Below are 20,729 nucleotides of genomic sequence, written 5' to 3' on the forward strand. Positions count from 1 at the left end.
TGCTTACCAAATCAAAAAGACAAGAGGAATAATATTCATCACAAGTGCTGTCGTTCCTGCCAAAATCAACTTAGATGTCCCAAACATCAAGCCTTGATTGACCCCCTTATCCAATTTCACCAACATATTCGCCATCGCAGTATTCGCAAATAGGCTCACAAAAGCAAAGATAATCAAATAAAGATAAGCGGTCATAAAGGAGAGAAAATCAATGACATAAAACCATGGCACGATCAATGTAATCACTAATAATGGCGCAATATAAGTAAGTTTTACTACGCCAAAATCCAATTTACGTGTAAAACGGGACTGAAATAACACGGCAATTAAATTATTAACAAAGAAGGCAACCGGAATAGATTCAGGACTATCTAATAAGTTACTGAAAATATAGGGGAAAATAATATAAAAAGAAGTCCCCATTGCCAACGGAATAAAAAGAAGTAAATGTGCAAACACAAACCGCTTACTTAATACTTGCTTAATGTTATAAAACCTAAAGGGGGTACTTCTCACTTTACAAGGCGTTTCTCTAACGGCGACCAGCATAAAGATCAACATCGACACTTCAATCGCACAGCTCAACCAAATCAACATTTCAGGTAATTGAAAATGTAAGAATGGGAGGGCAAGCAACGGGGCAAACATTGATGCGAGGCCTTGAATCCGCAAAAACTTCCCCTGCGCTTTGGCTTTATCCTGATAATTATCAGCCGCAGTAGAAAGCAACAAGGCTCGAGCATTAGTGCCAAATAATGTACTACCAAGACCAAAAAAGAATGTGGCTAATAACAAAAACGGATAATAATCGGTGGTGATCAACAAAATGTAAGCAACTGCATCCATCAAGCACCCCATCAGCATCATTTTTGAGCGCCCAAACTGGTCACCCCATACCCCGGCAAAGAGAGAAAAAGCTTGGCTTGCAAATACCAACAGTGAAAATGCTGTGGCAATTTGTGAGGTTTCAAATCCTTTATTGTTCTGTAAATAAATAAAAAAGACGCTCTGCATTGCCGTGTATGCCACACCAGAAAAGAAACGTCGCCATAAAATGACATTTTGAATATTCATATTTCATTCTTTCCGAATCTAACTATCAAAAGATCACCAAAGTGATATTAAAAACCCATCAAATTTAACCGCACTTTCTCATTACAATCTTGATTTTTCCCCACCAAATTCATCTAATAAATTTTCAGTGAGTTTGCTAAGAATACCTGTCATCAAGACAAAATCCGCATCAAATCGTTGGGCGAAATCTTCTTTTAATATATCGTCATTTTTCTCACGTACCGTATCAGCAAATTTTAAGCGTTTAAGGGTACAATCCTCATTAAGGACAAAAGTAAGGGTCTCTTCCCATTCCAAGGCTAATTTACTCACCACTTTTTTGCCCTCTTGTAAAAGCGCTAGAATCTCATCGTTTTCAAGGGGTTGTTTTTTACAGCGAATCACACTGTCTTCTTGGCTGCCCCGCAACTCTGCTTCTTCAAGAGCAATCAGCCAATGCGGTAAACTATCTTGAGTGATCCAATCTGTCATCACCGTGCTGGGGTCATTGGCGAAAGCCAAAGGTACGACAGGTAAAGAACCCAAAGATTTTCGTAATAAAGCTAGAACGTCTTCTGCCCGCTTGCTTGATGCCGCATCCACATGAATCAGCTGATTTTCCGTATCAATCCATAAAGCGGTATGTTGATTTTTACTGAAAGCTCTTGGCAACAGGTTCATCACCACATCATCTTTTAAGGTTTGTTTTTCTACTTTTTTCAATTTGCGGTTTTCTTTCTGTTCCAAACTTTCGATACGTTCATCCAACTCACGTTTTACCACGTTTGCCGGCAGGATTTTTTCTTCCTTTTTTGCCACTAATAAAATGTGATTGCCCACGGAAAAGTAGAATAAATCCGAGCCCCGCAACGGATAACCCCAGCCAAATTTACTTTGATCTTGAGCCCCACAAGGATGAAATTGACAGGTTTCAAGCTGTGTTTGAAGCTGATTACGTTCCCAATCCAAAGGTTTGGTAAGCCTATAACTCATTAAATTTTTAAACCACATCGTACACGTCCTTCATAATCAGGTAAAATAGGCGTCATTGTAGCCCATAAACTGACAGGAAAAAATGATGCAACAGAAATTAATCGCCTTTATTGGCGGCGGCAATATGGCACAAGCTATCGTGCTGGGTTTATTAAAACAAGGTTATCCGGCAGCACAAATTATTATCAATGACCCCAATGAAGAAAAACGGGCATATTTCGCCAAACTAGGTGTACAAACAGCAGAAAATAATGTGGAAAGCGTCACTCGTGCGGAAGTTGTTTTACTTGCCGTGAAACCGCAAATGATGGCGGAAGTCTGTGCGCCATTAAGTGCGGTGGATTTTTCCGATAAATTATTCATTTCTATTGCCGCGGGTATTTCCACTGCCCGTTTGCAAGCCCTGATTCCCAGTGCAAAATCCATTGTGCGGGTAATGCCAAACACACCGGCATTGGTGGGGGAAGGAATATCAGGATTATTTGCCCCTGAAAATACAGCAGAAACCGACCGCACTTTTGCCCAATCTTTGTTAAATGCGGTGGGTAAAACGCTATGGGTGACAGAGGAAAATCAAATGCACGCCGTAACCGCCGCATCCGGTAGTAGTCCGGCATATTTCTTTTTAATGTTAGAAGCGATGCAACAATCATTGATTGAAATGAATATAGATACCCACACCGCCCGCCAACTGGTGCAACAATCTATGCTTGGTGCGGCTAAAATGGTGGTGGAAAACCCACACATTACGCTTGCCACGTTAAGAGAAAATGTCACCTCAAAGGGTGGAACAACAGCCGCCGCATTAGATGTATTTAATAAGCGGCAATTTAATCAAACTGTAGAAGAAGCCATGCAAGCCTGTGTGGCACGCTCACAAGAAATGGAAACCTTATTCTAATGCAAATTCGTCCCTTTTACTGGCTCTCCCTGAGCTTTCTTGGCTACTACTGCGCTTATGGCGTCTTTTTGCCCTTCTTTCCCGCTTGGTTGAAATCACAACAATACAGCGAAGAAATGATCGGGCTTGTCATTGGCAGTGCCTATATTTTCCGTTTTATTGGCGGATTATTTTTTTCCTCATTAATCAAAAAAGCCGATCACATTATCAATTCCCTGCGATTATTGGCGTTATGTTCCGCCCTGATTATGGCGACCATGAGCTTAGTTTCCGATAATTTTTGGTTGCTGTTTTTTGCAATTGGACTTTTTGCTATGGTCAATTCTGCCGGTATGCCCATTGGCGATTCGCTGGCTTCCACATGGCAACGCCAAATCGGCTTGGACTATGGCAAAGTGAGGTTGATTGGTTCTATCGCCTTCATTTTAGGCGTCGTGGTATTTGGCGGAATGATTGGTTGGTTGGGCGAACAAAATATCGTCTGGATTTTAACCGCACTTTTATTATTTTATGCCTTAATTCAATTATTCACCCCAAGCATTCCCCCGAAAGATGAACCTTTAGAAGAAGGTGTATCAAGCCAAATCAGTTTTTTAGCGTTATTAAAAAAACCAATTACATTACGCATTATGCTTGCCGTAGGGCTAATCCAAGGCTCTCACGCAGCTTATTATGTTTACAGCACGATCTATTGGACAAATATCGGTCTTTCAGTGCCACAAACCAGTTTACTTTGGGGCGTTGGTGTATTAGCTGAAATTTTATTATTCTTCTTTTCACGCCGTTTATTCCAAAGTTGGTCGGTGAGCAGAGTTTTCTTTTTGTCTGGATTCGTGGCAACTTTACGTTGGGCCGGTTTGGCTTACGCAAACACCTTCTGGCAAATTTTACCGCTCCAACTGGCACATAGCCTCACCTATGCCGCTTGCCATTATGCGATTGTACGCTACATCACCACGCAACCACAAAACCATATTGCAAAATTGCAAGGTCTGTATAACGGCTTATCAAATGGCGCGCTTATCGCCCTTTTCACCGCAATTTCAGGTCTCATTTACCCTATTTCACCAACAATAACGTTCTTACTGATGAGTGCTATTGCCGCGACATCATTTTTCATCATTCCACGCAAATTGGATGCCTTTTTGGTGAAAGCTAATTGATTATATGAAAGGAGAGTGAAAAAACATCACTCTCCCTGTATTCCATTTAATCAATCAGAAAAAACGGCGACTAAAAATAGGTTGTGGACACCAAAGGACTAAACTAAACCAAATAAAAACCGACCGCACTTTAACCGGCAACGGTTGGTAAATAACCGGCTTGAATGAGAAATGGAATCACCATAATCACGATACCAATGACTAAAGAAAGAACTAGCGCTATATTTCCGCCAAGAACACGATAAGGTAAATGAGGATTTTTTTGGCGCGTACGCCATGCTAAGCCAATCGGTAAAATTAAGCAGTAAAAGGCACACAGCAATCCGGCATAGCTTAATGCCGTGATAAAGCCTTCAGGGTAGAAGAGGGCAAATACGAGAGGGGGGACAAATGCGGCAAAGGTGAGTGAAATTCGGTTATGAGGCAAACGATAGCGCTTAAATAAATCGCCTAGACCTTCAAATACCCCAAGCATTACGCCAAGAAAGGAGGTAATCAAAGCAAGGGCTGAAAAAATACGCACCACCTCACCCATTACATTTGATCCTGTAATTTCACGTACAGCATTGACTAAACCATTTAAGGTGGGATCTGCCTGCAAAATACGAACAAATTCGCTTTGGCTTAACACGCCATGCGTTGCCAGCTGCCATACTAAATAGGCAATAAGCGGTATTGCTGTACCAATAAGAATGGCTTTGCGGAATTGAGTAACGTTCCCTCCTAAATAGCTGTTTATACTTGCCATAATTACGTGAAAGCCAAAAGAGGTGAAAAAAATCGGTGCGGCAGAGATCACAAAAGCATAATTAAGTGGCAGTGCCATCAAGTTATCTGTTGCCACTTTAGGCAGCATCATAAACAATACGAAAGCGAAAGCAATTAATTTACCGATAAACAATAAACGGGTAATACCATCTACGCCTTTTGTTCCTATCACCACAAAAGAACCCAATACTAGAGTGAAAATAATGATTGCAATGTTAGGCGACATCGCGTCCATACCAAATGCGGTAGGTAAACCGGAAAGCAAAGAACCACCGCCGGTAATATACGCTGCAGAGAGCGCATAAAGTAAAATTAATAGGCTTAATGTTGCTAAAATACGCCCCGGTACACCAAAGTATTTCTCTGCTAGAGTGGCAACACCGTCATCAAGTTGATCTGCAGTTTGATACACTTCAACAAATAATAAACCGCTATAAACGAGCAAAATCCAAAGTCCGGCTAATAACAGAACCGTATAACCAAATCCCATTCCGGCTGAGGTTAATGGCATAGCAAGCATTCCTGCACCTATGGTTGTCCCAGCAATAATTAAGGCACTCCCGAAAGTTTTATTTTTTAGCATAATATTAACCTTATATTTCTAGTTGTTGTGTTTGAAAATGATATGAAAAAATCTCAGTTAAATTTGACCGCACTTTTCTTTGTAATGAGACCGACAAACGGAAAGGTAGGTGTCGTTTCCGCCAATTTGGATTTGCTCCCCCTCTTTGATGACTTCACCATTTTCAGTGAGACGAAGGACAAAATTTGCTTTGCGCCCGCAATAACAAATGGTTTTTAATTCTTCCAATTGATCTGCCCAAGCCAACAAATATTTGCTTCCTTCAAATAACTCCGCTTGGAAATCGGTGCGTAATCCATAGCACAGTACGGGGATTTTGAGCTTATCGACCACATCACTCAACTGATAGACCTGTTGTTTGGTGAGAAATTGAGCTTCATCAATCAGCACACAATGAATTTTTTCCTGTTGTAAATGTTGACTAATTTCATAAAACAAATCGGTATCGCCATTAAACAAATTTGCCTCTTGAGAAATGCCGATACGCGAAGTAACTTTTCCCACGCCAAAGCGATCATCTATCGCAGCCGTATAAACAAGGGTGTTCATGTTACGTTCACGGTAATTATAAGAAGATTGTAATAGCGTGGTGGATTTTCCGGCATTCATGGTGGAATAATAAAAGTACAATTTTGCCATTATTTAAGCACCCATTTCCAAATGTGATAAGTGATAAAACCGGCAAAAGGCGGCAATGCCGCAAGCAAAAATGCACCATAAGTCGTCCCCCCACCCAGTTGTTGTCCTGCCAAAGTGAGAAGATTTACTATCTCATCACTTGAAGAAGAGAAGACCCATACACCAATAGCAATTAACACAATAAAGCAGCCCATTCCTGCCGCGCGCATTGCACGAAATTTAATTTCTTTCATTCAATTCCCCTTAAATTGCTGAGAGTTCAGTCATAGGCCAACGAGGTTTGACATCAATTGATAATCCGTTTTGCTGACCTTGTTTTAAACGTAAAAAACCCGTGTAGGCGATCATTGCACCATTGTCAGTACAAAATTGAGGTTGGGGATAAAAGACTTCCCCCTTTAAATTTTTCATTAATATCGCCAACGTTTCACGTAACCTTTTGTTTGCACTCACGCCCCCCGCAATGACTAAACGTTTATACCCCGTCTCTTTTAATGCTCGTTTGCATTTAATTGCTAAAGTATCCACGACAGCCTCCTGAAAAGCATAAGCGATATCTGCTTTGGTTTTCTCGGTTAATTCTCCTTCCTCTTTCAGGGCTTGATTTACCGTGTTAGCTGCAAAGGTTTTCAACCCGGAAAAGCTAAAATCTAATCCCGGGCGATCTGTCATTGGACGGGGGAAAATGAAACGATTCGGTGTACCTTGTTCCGCTAAACGGGAAAGTGCCGCTCCCCCCGGATAATCCAATCCGAGCAACTTCGCGGTTTTATCAAAAGCTTCGCCTGCAGCATCATCAATGGATTCCCCAATGACTTTATAACGGCCTACGCTATCCACCTGTACTAACTGTGTGTGTCCGCCCGAAACCAACAAAGCCACAAAAGGAAAGTGCGGTCGATTTTCCTCTAACATTGGGGCAAGCAAATGCCCTTCCATATGGTGCACCCCAATTGCCGGTACATTCCAGGCATAGGCCAGTGAGCGGGCAATAGTCGCCCCAACAAGCAAAGCTCCTACAAGCCCGGGACCACTGGTGTAAGCCACACCATCAATGTCTTCCGCTGTTAAGTTTGCTTCCGCCAATGCTGCCTGAATCAAAGGTGCCGTTTTACGGATATGATCACGAGAAGCAAGCTCCGGCACGACACCGCCATAATCCGCATGGAGTGCAATTTGAGTATAAAGCTGATTTGCAATTAACCCCTTTTCTTCGTCATAAATTGCTACGCCCGTTTCATCACAGGAGGTTTCAATTCCTAAGATTTTCATTGATTTTCTCAATTTAGTTTCTAAAATAAGGCGCGATTTTACCTTGTTTAAGCGGTTTTAACCAGTTGAAACCATGAATTAAGGCGAATTACGCATTCTTTCCTTTACTTTCTCCCTGAAATTAGATTAGAATTGCGACCTTTATTGAATTTGCCATTTATGGCATAGATAAATTTTTAAATTGCAATTAAATTAAACTCATTGAGGTGATTGGCTTATGCCTGTAATTAAAGTACGTGAAAACGAATCATTTGACGTAGCTTTACGTCGTTTCAAACGCTCTTGCGAAAAAGCCGGTATCTTGGCTGAAGTTCGCGCTCGTGAATTCTATGAAAAACCAACTACTGTTCGTAAACGTGAAAAAGCAACGCTTGCTAAACGTCACGCTAAACGCAACGCTCGCGAGAATGCGCGTAATACCCGTTTATACTAATTTGTAGTATTTTCTAACTCGAGTTAAGACAAACCGTGGTTCCTTTGGTATCACGGTTTTGTTGCTTTAAAACTCAGTCAAAAACGACCGCACTTTTCACATCATATTTTAAGGAGGCAAAAGTCATGAAAGGCACCATTCCACGCCCGTTTATTGATGATTTGTTAACAAAATCCAATATTGTTGATGTGATAAACTCTCGTGTGAAACTGAAAAAAGCCGGGCGAGATTATCAAGCCTGCTGTCCCTTCCATCATGAAAAAACGCCTTCTTTCACGGTAAGCGAAAAAAAACAGTTTTATCATTGTTTCGGCTGTGGTGCGCATGGTAACGCAATTTCCTTTTTGATGGATTATGACAAGCTTGAATTTGTTGAGGCCATTGAAGAGCTTGCTGCCATGGCTGGGTTAGAAGTGCCTTATGAAAAGCGGGCAAACTCAACTCATCAACGTCCCCAAATCAGTTATCAGACCAAACGTAATCTATATGAATTGATGCAAGAGATCGCGCGTTTTTATCAAACACAGCTGCCCTTAAATATTCCTGCGCAGCATTACTTGCAGCAACGTGGTCTATCCCCCGAAATTATTGCCCGCTATCAAATTGGCTTTGTGCCGAATACACCGGATTCTGTATTACGCAAATTTGGCTTCAATCGTGAAGAACAACAAAAATTGCGCGATCTGGGTATGCTATCGCAGAATGAGCGAGGCCATGTTTACGATAAATTCCGCCACCGAATTATGTTCCCTATTCGAGATAAACGTGGGCGTACCGTAGCGTTTGGCGGTCGGGTATTAGGTGATGAAAAACCCAAATATTTAAACTCACCGGAAACCCTTACCTACCACAAAGGCAAAGAACTCTATGGCTTATATGAAGCCTTACAACATAGTGATGAGCCACCAAAATTATTGGTGGTCGAAGGCTATATGGATGTAGTGGCATTAGCACAATTTGGCGTAAATTATGCGGTTGCGTCTCTCGGCACGTCCACCACATCAGAGCAAATTCAGCTTCTTTTCCGCGCCACTGAACAAGTGATTTGTTGTTATGATGGCGACCGAGCAGGACGGGATGCCGCATGGCGGGCGCTGGAAAATGCGTTACCTTATTTAGAAGATGGGCGGCAAATTAAATTTATTTTCCTACCCGATGGTGAAGATCCCGATACCTACATTCGCCAATACGGCAAAGAAAAATTTGAAGAATATATCGAAAGCGCACAATCGCTCACCGATTTTCTCTTTGCCCACTTAAACCCACAGGTGGATTTTTCTACGAAAGAGGGACGCAGTAAATTAGTCGCCCTCGCTTCCCCTTTAATTCGCCAAATTCCGGGCGAAGCATTACGGTTATCTTTACGCAATACATTGGCACAAAAGCTTGGTATTTTTGATGAATCACAACTGGAAAGTTTAATTCCTAAACAAGCAACCTCCCCGGTATCCATAAACGGTGATAGCCAACCTAAAATGAAACAAACACCAATGCGAATTGTCATTTCTCTTTTATTACAAAATACGCATTTGGTTAATCGTATTACTGAAGCCGGACTCACCGCATTGAGAGGCGAAGCCGGTTACGAGCTGTTGGAAAAATTGACCGCACTTTGTCGCTCAAGGGAAGGCATCACACTGGGGCAAATTCTCGAACATTTTCGCGATACGGAATACTTTCGCCCCCTTGAAATCTTAGCGACATGGGAGCATTTACTGGACGATAAAGAAATCATTAACGCCTTTTCACAAAATTATCGCCGTTTGAATATTCAAGCTATCGAACGCGATATTGCAATGCTTATTGCAAAAGAGCGATCCGAGGGATTAACGGAACAAGAAAAACAAGTGCTGATTACACTTATTACGGGCAAAGAAGAACAGAAAAAACAGTTAGTTAATCCTCAATAACAATGGTAAAATCTCCCGCTAAAACGAGAAATTTCATCCATAAAAACACGACGACATGGGTATAAACATGGAACAAAATCAACAATCTACTGCGGAACAATATTCAGAACAAATTGAACAATTAATGGAATTAGGCCGAACGCAAGGTTACTTAACCTATGCAGAAATCAATGATTTACTGCCTGAAGATGTGGTCGATCCTGAATACTACGACAAATTACTCCAAACCTTGCAAAATGATGCAGGGATTCCTGTGTTGGATGAAGCACCGGAAAGCGATGATATGATGTTAAACGACACCATTCCAGATGAAGATGCCGTAGAAGAAGCGACACAAATTCTTTCAAATGTCGAATCGGAAATAGGTCGCACAACCGATCCGGTGCGTATGTATATGCGAGAAATGGGAACGGTTGACCTATTAACACGTGAAGATGAAATCAGCATTGCTAAACGAATTGAAGAAGGTATTGATGAAGTTCAAACTTCTATTGCTGCTTATCCTGAAGCCCTCAATGATTTACTCGACCAATACAATAAAGTAGAAGAAGGCAATGTTCGCCTTGCTGATCTCATTTCGGGTTTTGTAGATCCTAATGTCGTCACCGAAGAAACACCTGAATTATCAGATACTTTTGATGAAGATGATGAAGACACCCACACAACGGACGTTAATATTGACGATAATGAAGAGGAAGAAGAGGATAACGATTCAGCAACAGATAGCTCTGATACCGATAATAGTATCGATCCTGAAGTTGCACGTGAAAAGTTCACTGAACTCAAAACACAACATACTAAAACCTTAGCTGCAATTGCTAAACATGGACGTGATCATAAAAAATCACAGGAACAAGTCGTTTTACTCGCTGAAATTTTCAAACAATTCCGCCTTGTACCAAAACAATTCGATTTACTTGTTTTATCTATGAAAAATATGATGAAGCGAGTGCGCGCCGAAGAGCGCCAATTACAAAAAGTGTTAGTTGATATTGCCGGTATGTCAAAAGAAGAATTTGAAAAAATCATCATCACTTTTGGTAGTAGCGATACATGGCTGGATAAAGCCTTAAAATCTTCTAAACCTTGGGCAAAACGTTTACCAAAATATGAGGAGCGCATCCGCCAAGCTTTAGCAAATTTAGCTATTTTTGAACAAAGTTCAAACCTCACCGTCCAACAAATGCGCACCATTTGCGATGCGGTGTCTCGTGGTGAACAAAAAGCCCGTCGAGCTAAAAAAGAAATGGTAGAAGCCAACTTACGTTTGGTTATTTCTATCGCCAAAAAATATACGAACCGTGGCTTACAATTCTTGGATTTAATTCAAGAGGGTAATATTGGCTTAATGAAAGCGGTTGATAAATTTGAATATCGCCGAGGCTATAAATTCTCCACTTATGCGACTTGGTGGATTCGTCAAGCCATTACTCGCTCCATTGCCGATCAAGCGCGTACGATTCGTATTCCTGTTCATATGATTGAAACGATCAATAAACTCAACCGTATTTCTCGTCAAATGTTGCAAGAAATGGGACGTGAAGCCACGCCGGAAGAATTGGCAGAACGGATGGGTATGCCGGAAGATAAAATTCGTAAAGTATTAAAAATTGCGAAAGAACCGATTTCTATGGAAACCCCTATTGGTGATGACGATGATTCACATTTAGGTGACTTTATTGAAGATAGCACTCTTGAATTACCGTTAGACTCTGCTACCGCACAAAGTTTAAAAGTGGCGACTCATGAAGTGCTAGAAGGTCTCACACCACGTGAGGCGAAAGTATTACGTATGCGTTTTGGTATTGATATGAATACGGATCATACCCTTGAAGAAGTGGGCAAACAATTTGATGTGACCCGTGAGCGTATTCGCCAAATTGAAGCCAAAGCCTTACGTAAACTTCGTCATCCTAGTCGTTCAGAAACTTTGCGTAGTTTCTTGGATGAATAGTTATATTCAATAAAAATCGTTTTGTGTGAAACAGTGTTTTACACATGCTACATTCTCATCTGTATCCCAAAGGTTGCATAACCAACCGATTAAGATACAGATTTTTTTCAGTGTTATATAGCAAATACACAAAACAAAATTTCTATAGATAAACCAAACATCAAATTTGTGTAATAACAACATATCGGATTTTCAAATATGCTTTTTGGCTTTCATGACGATATTTTTCTCAATATCAAGCACTTCTACCACATCTAACGAACCCGATTTAATTCGCCACTTAATATTAAATTCATAAAGGCTAATTCCGTAAATACGTTCACTTAGCTTACCCTGCCGGTAGGCTGGACGGGGATCTTGCTCAATGACCTCACGAATAAAACGTCCTAAGTGCGGTCGTTTTTCTTCAAGTTTTTTCACCACACTTTTAGCGTGCTCAGTAAATTCCACATGAAGTTTTGACTGTGGTTTTTCTTGTGCAAAACCTGATTTTGCATAGGGCTCACTATCTGCATAGGCAATATAAGGTTTGATATCGAAAATCGGTGTTCCATCCACCAAATCCACTGCCCCTAAATGTAGAAATACATTTCCGTTTAGACATTCCACCTTACGCAATTCCACTTTTGACAATCCCAATGGATTTGGACGATGCGTTGCCCGTGAGGCAAATACCCCTACCCGCTGATTTCCCCCTAAACGTGGCGGGCGAACTTTTGGCTGCCATTTTCCTTGTTGAATTTGATCAAATTGAAAAATTAACCAGAGATGGCTAAATTGTTCTAGCCCTTGCACCGCCTCCGGTAAATTATAAGGAGGAAGTAGCTCGACAATACCGACACCGTCTTGCACTAAATCAGGTTGACGTGGAACAGAGAATTTTTCCTTATAGGGGGTATGAATAATGGCAATGGGAAAGAGGGTTAAGTCATTCATAAATACCTGAGATTAATGTAGAATACACCACCTATTGTAATCAAAAGTGCGGTCAAAAAAAATGACAAATGAAAAATTGAAAATGTGGTGGGAAACGGCGCGCCCAAAAACATTACCGCTCGCATTAGCCTCTATCTTCACGGGCTCAGCCCTTGCTTACCGGGCAAAGCCTGAGACATTTAATGTTTCGATAATGGTACTTTGCCTGCTGACAACGATCTTATTACAGGTACTCTCAAACTTTGCCAATGACTATGGTGATCACCAAAAAGGTTCAGATACAGAAGAACGTATCGGTCCATTACGAGGTATCCAAAAAGGGGGGATTTCAGCCGTTGAATTAAAATGGGGCTTAATCTTAATGGTTGTTGCTAGTTTTATTTCCGGCAGTTTTTTGATTGGCATCGCTTATGAAAACCTCACCGATCTCTTAGCCTTTGCCCTACTTGGCATTTTAGCAATTATTGCTGCCATTACTTATACCGTAGGAGCAAAACCATACGGCTATATGGGCTTAGGCGATATTTCCGTTTTAGTGTTTTTTGGCATACTTGGCGTGGGGGGCACTTATTACTTACAAACACACAGCATTGACAACCACATTATACTACCCGCTATCGGCTCAGGTTTACTTGCCAGTGCTGTCCTAAATATCAATAACTTACGAGATATTGAACAAGATGCCAAAGCCGGTAAAAATACTCTTGCCGTTCGTTTAGGGGCACATAAAGGGCGTATTTACCACTGTATTCTATTAAGTTTCGCTACGCTGTGTTATTTACTATTTACATTCAAAACCGCCACCTCTTGGCTCAATTATTCATTCTTACTTGCTTTTCCATTACTCACTAAACAGGCTGTTTTTGTTTATCGTAGCCAATCACCCACAGCGCTACGTCCAATGCTGGCACAAATGTCGATGATTTCACTCTTTACCAATCTACTTTTTAGTTTGGGCTTGCTTATCGGCTAAATCAGCATATACTAAGTGGCATCTCAACATTTAATAGGGGAAATTTATGTTTATTGATACTTCGGAACTTTGCGATCTCTATGCGGATCAAGTCGATGTGGTAGAGCCAATTTTTTCAAGTTTTGGTGGTGCGAGCCATTTCTTTGGTAAAGTCACCACCGTAAAATGCTTTGAAAATAATGGGCTTATTGCTGAGGTATTAGAAGAAAATGGTGAAGGTCGCGTATTAGTGATAGATGGTGGTGGTGCAGTGCGCCGTGGTTTAGTTGATGCCGAGCTCGCACAACTTGCTGCAGATAATGGTTGGGAAGGAATTATCGTTTACGGAGCCGTTCGCCAAATCCAACAATTAGAAAATATTGATATTGGTATCCACGCCCTTGCGCCAATTCCGGTCAGTGCAGATGAAAACCAAACAGGAGAAATTGATATTCCCGTTAATTTCGGAGGCGTAACATTCTTCCCTGAAGATTATATTTATGCGGATCTCACGGGTATCATCCTCTCCCAAGAAGCACTTAATTTAGATGATTTCGAGGAAGAATAAATAAAGACTATCCTAGATAACCAAATAGGCAAAAAAAAAAACGGCTTATGCCAATGCATAAGCCAAAGTCTTTTAAAAACCAACCACACTTTAAAAAAATAAAATACTTCCCCACACGACACCTACAATGCAAAGTGCAATAAAGACAGCGGCGGAACCTTGATCTTTGGCTCTACCGGAAAGTTCGTGGCGTTCGGTACCGATGCGATCGACCACTGCTTCAACGGCGCTGTTTAATAATTCCACAGCCATAACAAGTAAAACAGATGAAATCATTAAAGCGATTTCGATTTTAGTCTCTCCCAAAAAGAAGGCTAGCGGGATTAAAATCACCGCAAGAAAGCATTCGTGGCGAAAAGCGGTTTCGTTCTTAAACGCACTTTTTAAGCCTTGAAGAGAATATTTTGTGGAATTGATTAAATGGGTTAACCCGGTTGTTTTGTACATAAATTTACCTATAAGCGTTTTGCTTCAATCACGTCATCCAACTTTGCCAATCTTGCTAAGATTTTGCTTAAACTTTCTACATTATGAAGTTCAATCTCCATATCGATAGTTGCTATCTGTTTTTTAGTATCAGCTCTGCTGGACACCCCCAATACACTGATTTTTTCATTCGCAAGCACAGTGGTGATATCACGTAGTAATCCGTTTCTATCGCTTGCGACAATCCGAATATTAATATGGAATCCTCGAGCATAGTTTTCCCCCCAAATGGAATCCACCACTCGTTCCGGGTGTGCCGTTTGTAGCTCTAAAAACTGTTCACAATCACTGCGGTGAATGGAAATCCCCCTCCCCATTGTGATATAACCGACAATGGCATCGCCCGGAATAGGTTGGCAACAACGGGCAATATGATGCATTAAATTCCCCACCCCTTCCACGATCACGCAGCCGCTCTTTTCTGTATTTTTTTGCTGAGAATTCACCGCACTTTTGGTTGCGACATGACGCAAAATTTCTTGATCGGCTTGCTCGGCGCTGACTTTGATAAGCTTACTTTGTAAAAAGTTCACCAAATGATTGAGACGAATATCGCCACTGCCAATTCCCGCATAAAGATCCTCTAGATTTTTCAAGTTATAACGAGGCAGAGCGTAAGGTTCTACTTGCTTGATACTCAGATTTAAACGAGCTAACTCATTATCTAGCAATTCTTTTCCTGCCGGCACATTTTTATCACGATCCTGCTTTTTAAACCATGCCTGAATTTTTGATCGAGACTTCGCCGTATGAGTAAAACCTAAATTAGGATTGAGCCAATCACGGCTTGGATTCGGATTTTTCTGGGTAATGATGTCAATTTGATCGCCCATTTGTAACTGGTAAGTAAAAGGGACAATGCGTCCTCCTACTTTTGCGCCAATACAACGATGGCCAATTTCACTATGAATCGCATAGGCAAAATCAAGGGGGGTTGAACCGGCAGGCAAATCTACAACTTCACCTTTTGGGGTGAACACATAGACACGATCATCAAATACTTGGCTTCGTAATTCCGCCATCACTTCGCCGGAGTCGGTAATATCATCTTGCCATGCGAGTAATTTACGCAACCATGCAATTTTTTCTTCATAAGCGGATAAACTGCCGGTAGTGCCTTCTTTATATTTCCAGTGTGCTGCCACACCTAACTCCGCATCATCGTGCATTTGTTGAGTGCGAATTTGCACTTCAATCGGCTTACCGCCTTTTCCTAGCACAACGGTATGAATAGACTGATACCCATTTGGTTTAGGATTAGCAACGTAATCGTCAAATTCTTTTGGCAAATGTTTAAAATGGGTGTGAACAATACCTAATGCGGTATAACAATCTTGTAATTTTTGAACGATAATTCTCACCGCTCTTACATCGTATAGCCCACTAAATTCCAAGTGTTTTTTCTGCATTTTACGCCAAATGCTATAAATGTGTTTTGGGCGTCCATACACTTCGACACAGTCAATATTTTCACGCAGATAACCACTTAATTCTTGTACAAAATCCGCAATATAATGTTCACGATCAAGACGACGCTCTTGTAATAATTTGGCGATAGCACGATATTGTTCCGGGTGTAAATAACGGAAACAATAATCCTCCAGCTCCCATTTAAGCTGCCCAATCCCTAAGCGATTTGCCAATGGGGCATAAATATTAGAACATTCTTTGGCGGCAAGCACTTTTTCTTCTTCAGAACAACGATTTTCAGCATCACGTAAGAAGGTAATGCGTTCGGCAAGCTTGATAATGACGCAACGGAAATCATCCACCATCGCAAGCAGCATACGGCGTACATTATCCACCTGTAAGGCATTGGCTGAATGGCTGGCATTAAGCTGACGGATATTATCCATCTCTTCCACGCCTCGAAGTAGTTTCGTGATTTTCGTGCCAAACTCTTCCTTTAAGGCTTCCCAATCCACCAAACGATTCGCCACCGCCGGGAACAACATTGCCGTGATAAGACTCTCGGTATCCATATTGAGTTCGTACAAAATCTCCACCATTTCCACACCGGATTGGAGTGTCAATGTGGCATTTTTCATTTCATCAGGGTGGCGTTCCATCAAATTACGTACATAGTACCACGCCTCAACCAGACTTCTTTCCGTCTGTTCAGCAAGCTTTAATGCTGCACACCATTGTTCAATCACAAAATCTTGCGGATTTAACAAATGAGAACCACGAACAGCAACCATAATACCCCCTTGTTGATGAAGAAAAGAGCAACCTCCTGTTACTCCATTTTAGCCCAGTCATTGTAACAGAATAACCTACTTATTTTGTAGAAAATAACGTGAGAGATTCCAAATGCCCCGTATGAGGAAACATATCAATCACCGCACTTTTTTCAATTTTATAGCCAAAGCTGCGTAGAATTTCTGCATCACGTACCAAGGTAGCCGGGTTACAGGACACATAAAGGATTTTTTCTGCTTTTAACTCACACAATGCATTCAGGGCAAATGCCGCGCCGCTCCGTGGTGGATCAAGCAAGATCTTGTTGAAACACTGCATTGCCCAAGGCTGATTGATAAAAGATTGGTCAAGATTTGCTTGAAAAAATTCAATATTATTGAGCTGATTACGTTCAGCATTTTGTTTGGCTTTTTTCGCCATGTCAAAAACGCCTTCAATTCCCACCGCACTTTTCACTCGTTTTGCCAAAGGAAGCGTAAAATTACCCATTCCGCAAAATAAATCTAACACACGATCTGCTGGTTGAAGATCAAGCCAATCCAGTGCTGTTTGCACCATGATTTCATTTAGCGTACGATTAACCTGAATAAAATCCTGAATATCAAAATGAAATTTCGTGCCATCGGAAAATTGATAATAAGGTAAGTCTTCACAAACTTGTTCAATGCCCTCATCACTTTGTAGAAAAAGCATTAAATTTTCTTGCTCGGCAAAATTCAACAATAAAGTGCGGTCAATTTCGGTGAGATTTCCGGTATAACGCAATAGCATTGCTACCCCATTATCCGCCGCGACTAACTCAATATGTCCAAGTTGTTTTTGGTTGGAATAACGTCCTAAAAGTGCGGTCAATTTTGGTAGTAAATAATTGATGGCAGGTTCCATCACGTCACAGTGTTCTACCGCAATCAAATCATGGGAATTTTTCTGGCGAAATCCCATGTCAATGTGCTTGGTTTTAGGATTAAACCATAAACTTAAACGTACCCGACGGCGATATTGCCAAGGTTCACCACAAATCATCGGTTGAAAATCAATAGATTCTTGCTGAAGCCTTGCCAAGCGTTTAAACAGCGCTGATTGTTTAACTTCACGCTGCATTTCAACAGGAATATGTTGGGCTTGACACCCGCCACAACGCCCGAAATAAATACATTGTGGCGAGACACGAAGCGAGCTTTTCTCAAGCCATTTTGTTACCACTGCCCGACCATATTGGCGTTTTTCTTCCAACACGGTACATTCCATTTTCTCTTGTGGTAGGGCATTTTCGATAAACCAAGTTTTACCATTAATTTTTGCCACGCCTAGACCTTGGTAATCCAGCTCAATAATTGTTGCCGTGATCTTTTTTGGCTTATTGAGTTTTTTCTGTGGCGTATAAAGCAGTACCATTATTTTAAAAATAAAATATTTTGAGTGAATAATTCCCGGCTTTTTAGAGGTTTATCACCGAGGTAAGGTTTAAGTGCTATGCGAGTGAAACGTTTCGCTGCCTGGCGTACAGCTTCATCGGAAAAATCAAGGACAGCAAAGGCTATCAGATCTCGCCCGTAAAAAGTGAGATTATCTTTCACCAATGAGGCGATAAAGCCCTTCTCCTCACGGTAGCGGTAAGTCATTGCCGGTTCCACCGGCAGACCCGAGCCAGCACAATGCAGAAAATCCACACCATAGCCGAGAATTTGCAGTAAGTTAAATTCAAATAAACGCAAGCAAGGTTCGACATTTGATTCTGTTGCCAAACTCGTTAAGCATTTTAAGTAATGTTGAAATAAAGGTGAATTTGCCGTTTCCGGCTCAATGACTCGGGTAAGCAGCTCATTCACATAAAACCCACTGTAAAGTGCGGTCTGTTGTAAAGGTAAAGTGATCGCAGCAGGTTCCGCTTTGATAAGCGTTTTCAGACCACCTTTTCCCGTCCAACGTAATAATAAGGGCGTAAAAGGTTGCAAGACAGATTTCCAAGTTGAACGTTTCGCTCTCGCCCCTTTTGCGATGACAGTGAGACGACCGCTCTCTTCCGTGAATAAATCCACTAATAAGCTGGTTTCACTGTAAGGTCGGCGATGTAATACAAAACCACGTTGGAGTTCGGTTTGCACGTATTATTTACTCAATGAGGGGGCAGAAGATTTCAAAACACACTGCTCAGCCAAAATGTCACCGAGGCTGTTTTTTAGGGTACTAAAATCATTACGCTCTAACCATGTCCAACGAATATTTCCGTAATTCTTGCCACGTTCTGAAATCATTTGAGTGAGTTTTTCCGTAACTTGATTAAAGGTTATGGAAACTTGTTTCAACATTTTCTTATTTCGTTTCTGTGCACTGTATACGACACGAACTTCCTTATCATCTTTGCAGAAATACAATTTTGCCGAGCCGATTTGTGAGGCTTTATCAACCTTCTGCACAGCCATCTTTTGTGGAGATTGCTCACTTAATAATGGACTATGAGCACACCCACCAAACAAAAGTGCGGTCAAAATAAACAATGTTTTTCTTAGCATAATCCTTCACCAAAAGGAAATAAAAAGGGCGAAGATTCGCCCTTACAATTATTTTCTGAATTGATATGATCCGTCAGCCTGACGTACAAACTTAGCGCCATTAGATAAACGCAACTCACTGACTCGGCCTTGCCCATTCAGGGAAACTTGGACTTTATCTCCCGGCTTAAAGCTACTCAAAGCATTGCCCGCTCCGTTTGCTTTTGTCATCGCATTCACGTCTGAAATATTCAAATTGTGATCACGGAATACTTGCATAAGAGAAACACCTTTCGGTACGATTAAGGTTTTACTTGCACCGTTTGATGCCACTTTTTCTGCATTAGTCACAGGTTTTGCTTCAACAATTTGAACTTTGCGTTCATTTTTCACTGTCGCTTTTGTTTCTTGAACAGGTGCTTTTCTTGCCGGTTCGGTTTTAGGTTGAACCGATTTCGCTGTTGGTTTTTCTACGATTTTACGTTCTTGAGTAACAGCTTTAACCCCATCATGTTTGATGGTTTCAAGGACGCTGCCAACGGTACGTTCAACTTGTTTAACCGATTCAGGACGAACAGGGGCGACAGGAACGGGCTGCGAAACCCTCTCATTGACAGATGATACGACTCCCGTCTCTTTTGTCGAGTCTGTTGTCACTTTTTGATCGCCAACATATTCCATTTTACCCGGCTCAGAAGTATTAGATTCAGACTGCATTTGTGACTCTGCAATCGGTGTGCTTGCTTGTAGCGCCGAGATATTGTCTAACACAGTGGTTTCTACCGGTTGAGACTGATCTAAAGACTGGAATTGTACCGGAATCTCATTGTTATTTTGTAATTCAAAAGATTCCACCGTATCGGAATTCGGTTTTAACGCAAAAAACACGATTAAAAGTAAAACTAGCGCTAGAATCGCAACAAAGAGACGACGGTGTTTTTCCGGTAAAATTTGAAGAATTTTCCATTTTTCAGGGCGCTTTAACGCCGTAGTTCCCGCAGCTAAGCTTTCTTTTGCCTGTTCGGTGACCGAAACGACACTGTCCTCCATTTCTTCCACTTTCGCTTGAACCGTTTCGATCACCGGTTCAATCGTGGATTCAGCCTCTTTTGCAACACTTTCAGCCGTTGTTTCAACTTCTGTTGCCAACGTAGAAGATTGGCTAGGCTGAAGGGGATCTTGCTGTGTGTGGCTTTCACCAAATGTCGGTTCTTTACGCACATGAAATTTGGTTTCAGGCTGCTCTTTACGCCCAAATAATCCTTTTGCTTTATCAAATAAAGATTCGTTTGAATGAACCGGTTTTCTTGGTGTAATTGAATCTGCTTGGCTTAACCCAAGCTCAAGTTCGCCTTGTGATTTGTTATCGTTTGATTGATTGCCATTCATAGAATTCACAGATTACCTCAGTTTAATAATTATTG

The 20,729-nt window shown here is 41.3% G+C and carries 20 protein-coding genes; 7 read left to right on the top strand and 13 right to left on the bottom strand.

What is annotated here, in order from left to right; translation table 11 throughout:
- Positions 1-3 precede the first annotated feature (3 nt).
- Together E4T92_RS04655 and rdgC are read right to left on the bottom strand one after the other, a co-directional pair.
- Positions 4-1,074: an MFS transporter gene (locus tag E4T92_RS04655; protein ID WP_135093633.1), complete on the bottom strand. Its 1,071-nt coding sequence runs from the start codon at positions 1,072-1,074 to the stop codon at positions 4-6.
- An 81-nt stretch (positions 1,075-1,155) separates the two neighbouring features.
- The gene (gene rdgC, locus E4T92_RS04660) at positions 1,156-2,064 is read right to left on the bottom strand and encodes a recombination-associated protein RdgC (RefSeq protein ID WP_135093634.1); all 909 of its coding nucleotides are present in this window, start codon (positions 2,062-2,064) and stop codon (positions 1,156-1,158) included.
- Between the two features lie 67 nt (positions 2,065-2,131).
- Here rdgC and proC point away from each other — a divergent pair, with 67 nt between their 5' ends.
- Complete coding sequence (gene proC / locus E4T92_RS04665; protein ID WP_135093708.1) at positions 2,132-2,947, top strand: pyrroline-5-carboxylate reductase; 816 nt, start codon at positions 2,132-2,134, stop codon at positions 2,945-2,947.
- Positions 2,947-4,110: a 3-phenylpropionate MFS transporter gene (locus tag E4T92_RS04670; protein ID WP_135093635.1), complete on the top strand. Its 1,164-nt coding sequence runs from the start codon at positions 2,947-2,949 to the stop codon at positions 4,108-4,110. The genes proC and E4T92_RS04670 overlap by 1 nt, the downstream gene beginning before the upstream one ends.
- A gap of 130 nt (positions 4,111-4,240) precedes the next feature.
- Here E4T92_RS04670 and E4T92_RS04675 read toward each other — a convergent pair whose 3' ends face one another.
- The 4 genes from E4T92_RS04675 to tsaD are packed head-to-tail and all read right to left on the bottom strand — an operon-like array spanning position 4,241 to position 7,372.
- On the bottom strand, positions 4,241-5,461 hold the full coding sequence (locus E4T92_RS04675; protein WP_135093636.1) for an aromatic amino acid transport family protein: 1,221 nt from the start codon (positions 5,459-5,461) through the stop codon (positions 4,241-4,243).
- Positions 5,462-5,518: 57 nt separating this feature from the next.
- On the bottom strand, positions 5,519-6,100 hold the full coding sequence (locus E4T92_RS04680) for a thymidine kinase (protein WP_135093637.1): 582 nt from the start codon (positions 6,098-6,100) through the stop codon (positions 5,519-5,521).
- Entirely contained in the window at positions 6,100-6,333 is a 234-nt protein-coding gene (locus tag E4T92_RS04685) for a hypothetical protein (RefSeq protein ID WP_135093638.1), read from the bottom strand. The genes E4T92_RS04680 and E4T92_RS04685 overlap by 1 nt, the downstream gene beginning before the upstream one ends.
- A 10-nt stretch (positions 6,334-6,343) precedes the next feature.
- A complete protein-coding gene (tsaD, locus tag E4T92_RS04690; RefSeq protein ID WP_135093639.1) occupies positions 6,344-7,372 on the bottom strand; it encodes a tRNA (adenosine(37)-N6)-threonylcarbamoyltransferase complex transferase subunit TsaD in 1,029 nt (342 codons plus the stop codon).
- 217 nt (positions 7,373-7,589) lie between these two features.
- On the opposite strand from tsaD, the gene rpsU reads away from it, so the two are divergent.
- The 3 genes from rpsU (at position 7,590) to rpoD (ending at position 11,669) form a co-directional block, all read left to right on the top strand.
- Positions 7,590-7,805 (top strand): 30S ribosomal protein S21, encoded by a 216-nt coding sequence (rpsU, locus tag E4T92_RS04695; RefSeq protein WP_018356521.1) that lies wholly within the window; start codon positions 7,590-7,592, stop codon positions 7,803-7,805.
- 125 nt (positions 7,806-7,930) lie between these two features.
- On the top strand, positions 7,931-9,715 hold the full coding sequence (dnaG, locus tag E4T92_RS04700; protein WP_135093640.1) for a DNA primase: 1,785 nt from the start codon (positions 7,931-7,933) through the stop codon (positions 9,713-9,715).
- 67 nt (positions 9,716-9,782) lie between these two features.
- Complete coding sequence (rpoD, locus tag E4T92_RS04705) at positions 9,783-11,669, top strand: RNA polymerase sigma factor RpoD (protein ID WP_135093641.1); 1,887 nt, start codon at positions 9,783-9,785, stop codon at positions 11,667-11,669.
- A 192-nt stretch (positions 11,670-11,861) separates the two neighbouring features.
- Here the strand turns inward: rpoD and tsaA are convergent, their stop codons facing one another.
- Entirely contained in the window at positions 11,862-12,605 is a 744-nt protein-coding gene (gene tsaA / locus E4T92_RS04710) for a tRNA (N6-threonylcarbamoyladenosine(37)-N6)-methyltransferase TrmO (RefSeq protein WP_135093642.1), read from the bottom strand.
- Between the two features lie 61 nt (positions 12,606-12,666).
- On the opposite strand from tsaA, the gene E4T92_RS04715 reads away from it, so the two are divergent.
- Both E4T92_RS04715 and rraA read left to right on the top strand, forming a co-directional pair.
- Positions 12,667-13,578 carry a 1,4-dihydroxy-2-naphthoate polyprenyltransferase gene (locus E4T92_RS04715; RefSeq protein ID WP_135093643.1) on the top strand — a complete coding sequence of 304 codons (912 nt, stop codon included), beginning with the start codon at positions 12,667-12,669 and terminating at the stop codon, positions 13,576-13,578.
- 46 nt (positions 13,579-13,624) lie between these two features.
- The gene (rraA, locus tag E4T92_RS04720; protein ID WP_135093644.1) at positions 13,625-14,125 is read left to right on the top strand and encodes a ribonuclease E activity regulator RraA; all 501 of its coding nucleotides are present in this window, start codon (positions 13,625-13,627) and stop codon (positions 14,123-14,125) included.
- Positions 14,126-14,215: 90 nt separating this feature from the next.
- Here the strand turns inward: rraA and E4T92_RS04725 are convergent, their stop codons facing one another.
- The 6 genes from E4T92_RS04725 to oapA form a co-directional block, all read right to left on the bottom strand.
- Positions 14,216-14,572: a diacylglycerol kinase gene (locus tag E4T92_RS04725; RefSeq protein ID WP_077542532.1), complete on the bottom strand. Its 357-nt coding sequence runs from the start codon at positions 14,570-14,572 to the stop codon at positions 14,216-14,218.
- Positions 14,573-14,580: 8 nt separating this feature from the next.
- A complete protein-coding gene (relA, locus tag E4T92_RS04730) occupies positions 14,581-16,812 on the bottom strand; it encodes a GTP diphosphokinase (RefSeq protein ID WP_077542533.1) in 2,232 nt (743 codons plus the stop codon).
- A gap of 79 nt (positions 16,813-16,891) precedes the next feature.
- Positions 16,892-18,208, bottom strand: coding sequence for a 23S rRNA (uracil(1939)-C(5))-methyltransferase RlmD (gene rlmD / locus E4T92_RS04735; protein ID WP_135093645.1), 1,317 nt, complete (start codon positions 18,206-18,208; stop codon positions 16,892-16,894).
- Positions 18,208-18,918 (bottom strand): DNA repair protein RecO, encoded by a 711-nt coding sequence (gene recO / locus E4T92_RS04740; protein WP_135093646.1) that lies wholly within the window; start codon positions 18,916-18,918, stop codon positions 18,208-18,210. The genes rlmD and recO overlap by 1 nt, the downstream gene beginning before the upstream one ends.
- A gap of 3 nt (positions 18,919-18,921) precedes the next feature.
- Positions 18,922-19,326: an MliC family protein gene (locus tag E4T92_RS04745; protein WP_077542536.1), complete on the bottom strand. Its 405-nt coding sequence runs from the start codon at positions 19,324-19,326 to the stop codon at positions 18,922-18,924.
- 48 nt (positions 19,327-19,374) lie between these two features.
- Positions 19,375-20,694 (bottom strand): opacity-associated protein OapA, encoded by a 1,320-nt coding sequence (gene oapA / locus E4T92_RS04750; protein ID WP_135093647.1) that lies wholly within the window; start codon positions 20,692-20,694, stop codon positions 19,375-19,377.
- Positions 20,695-20,729: the final 35 nt, after the last annotated feature.

The organism is Pasteurella sp. WM03, from assembly GCF_004570945.1.
Classification (GTDB): Bacteria; Pseudomonadota; Gammaproteobacteria; order Enterobacterales; family Pasteurellaceae; genus Rodentibacter.

Coding starts and splice junctions, on each gene's coding strand:
- E4T92_RS04655 (WP_135093633.1), bottom strand. CDS start 1,074: ATGAATATTCAAAATGTCATTTTATGGCGACGTTTCTTTTCTGGTGTG.
- rdgC (WP_135093634.1), bottom strand. CDS start 2,064: ATGTGGTTTAAAAATTTAATGAGTTATAGGCTTACCAAACCTTTGGAT.
- proC (WP_135093708.1), top strand. CDS start 2,132: ATGCAACAGAAATTAATCGCCTTTATTGGCGGCGGCAATATGGCACAA.
- E4T92_RS04670 (WP_135093635.1), top strand. CDS start 2,947: ATGCAAATTCGTCCCTTTTACTGGCTCTCCCTGAGCTTTCTTGGCTAC.
- E4T92_RS04675 (WP_135093636.1), bottom strand. CDS start 5,461: ATGCTAAAAAATAAAACTTTCGGGAGTGCCTTAATTATTGCTGGGACA.
- E4T92_RS04680 (WP_135093637.1), bottom strand. CDS start 6,100: ATGGCAAAATTGTACTTTTATTATTCCACCATGAATGCCGGAAAATCC.
- E4T92_RS04685 (WP_135093638.1), bottom strand. CDS start 6,333: ATGAAAGAAATTAAATTTCGTGCAATGCGCGCGGCAGGAATGGGCTGC.
- tsaD (WP_135093639.1), bottom strand. CDS start 7,372: ATGAAAATCTTAGGAATTGAAACCTCCTGTGATGAAACGGGCGTAGCA.
- rpsU (WP_018356521.1), top strand. CDS start 7,590: ATGCCTGTAATTAAAGTACGTGAAAACGAATCATTTGACGTAGCTTTA.
- dnaG (WP_135093640.1), top strand. CDS start 7,931: ATGAAAGGCACCATTCCACGCCCGTTTATTGATGATTTGTTAACAAAA.
- rpoD (WP_135093641.1), top strand. CDS start 9,783: ATGGAACAAAATCAACAATCTACTGCGGAACAATATTCAGAACAAATT.
- tsaA (WP_135093642.1), bottom strand. CDS start 12,605: ATGAATGACTTAACCCTCTTTCCCATTGCCATTATTCATACCCCCTAT.
- E4T92_RS04715 (WP_135093643.1), top strand. CDS start 12,667: ATGACAAATGAAAAATTGAAAATGTGGTGGGAAACGGCGCGCCCAAAA.
- rraA (WP_135093644.1), top strand. CDS start 13,625: ATGTTTATTGATACTTCGGAACTTTGCGATCTCTATGCGGATCAAGTC.
- E4T92_RS04725 (WP_077542532.1), bottom strand. CDS start 14,572: ATGTACAAAACAACCGGGTTAACCCATTTAATCAATTCCACAAAATAT.
- relA (WP_077542533.1), bottom strand. CDS start 16,812: ATGGTTGCTGTTCGTGGTTCTCATTTGTTAAATCCGCAAGATTTTGTG.
- rlmD (WP_135093645.1), bottom strand. CDS start 18,208: ATGGTACTGCTTTATACGCCACAGAAAAAACTCAATAAGCCAAAAAAG.
- E4T92_RS04745 (WP_077542536.1), bottom strand. CDS start 19,326: ATGCTAAGAAAAACATTGTTTATTTTGACCGCACTTTTGTTTGGTGGG.
- oapA (WP_135093647.1), bottom strand. CDS start 20,694: ATGAATGGCAATCAATCAAACGATAACAAATCACAAGGCGAACTTGAG.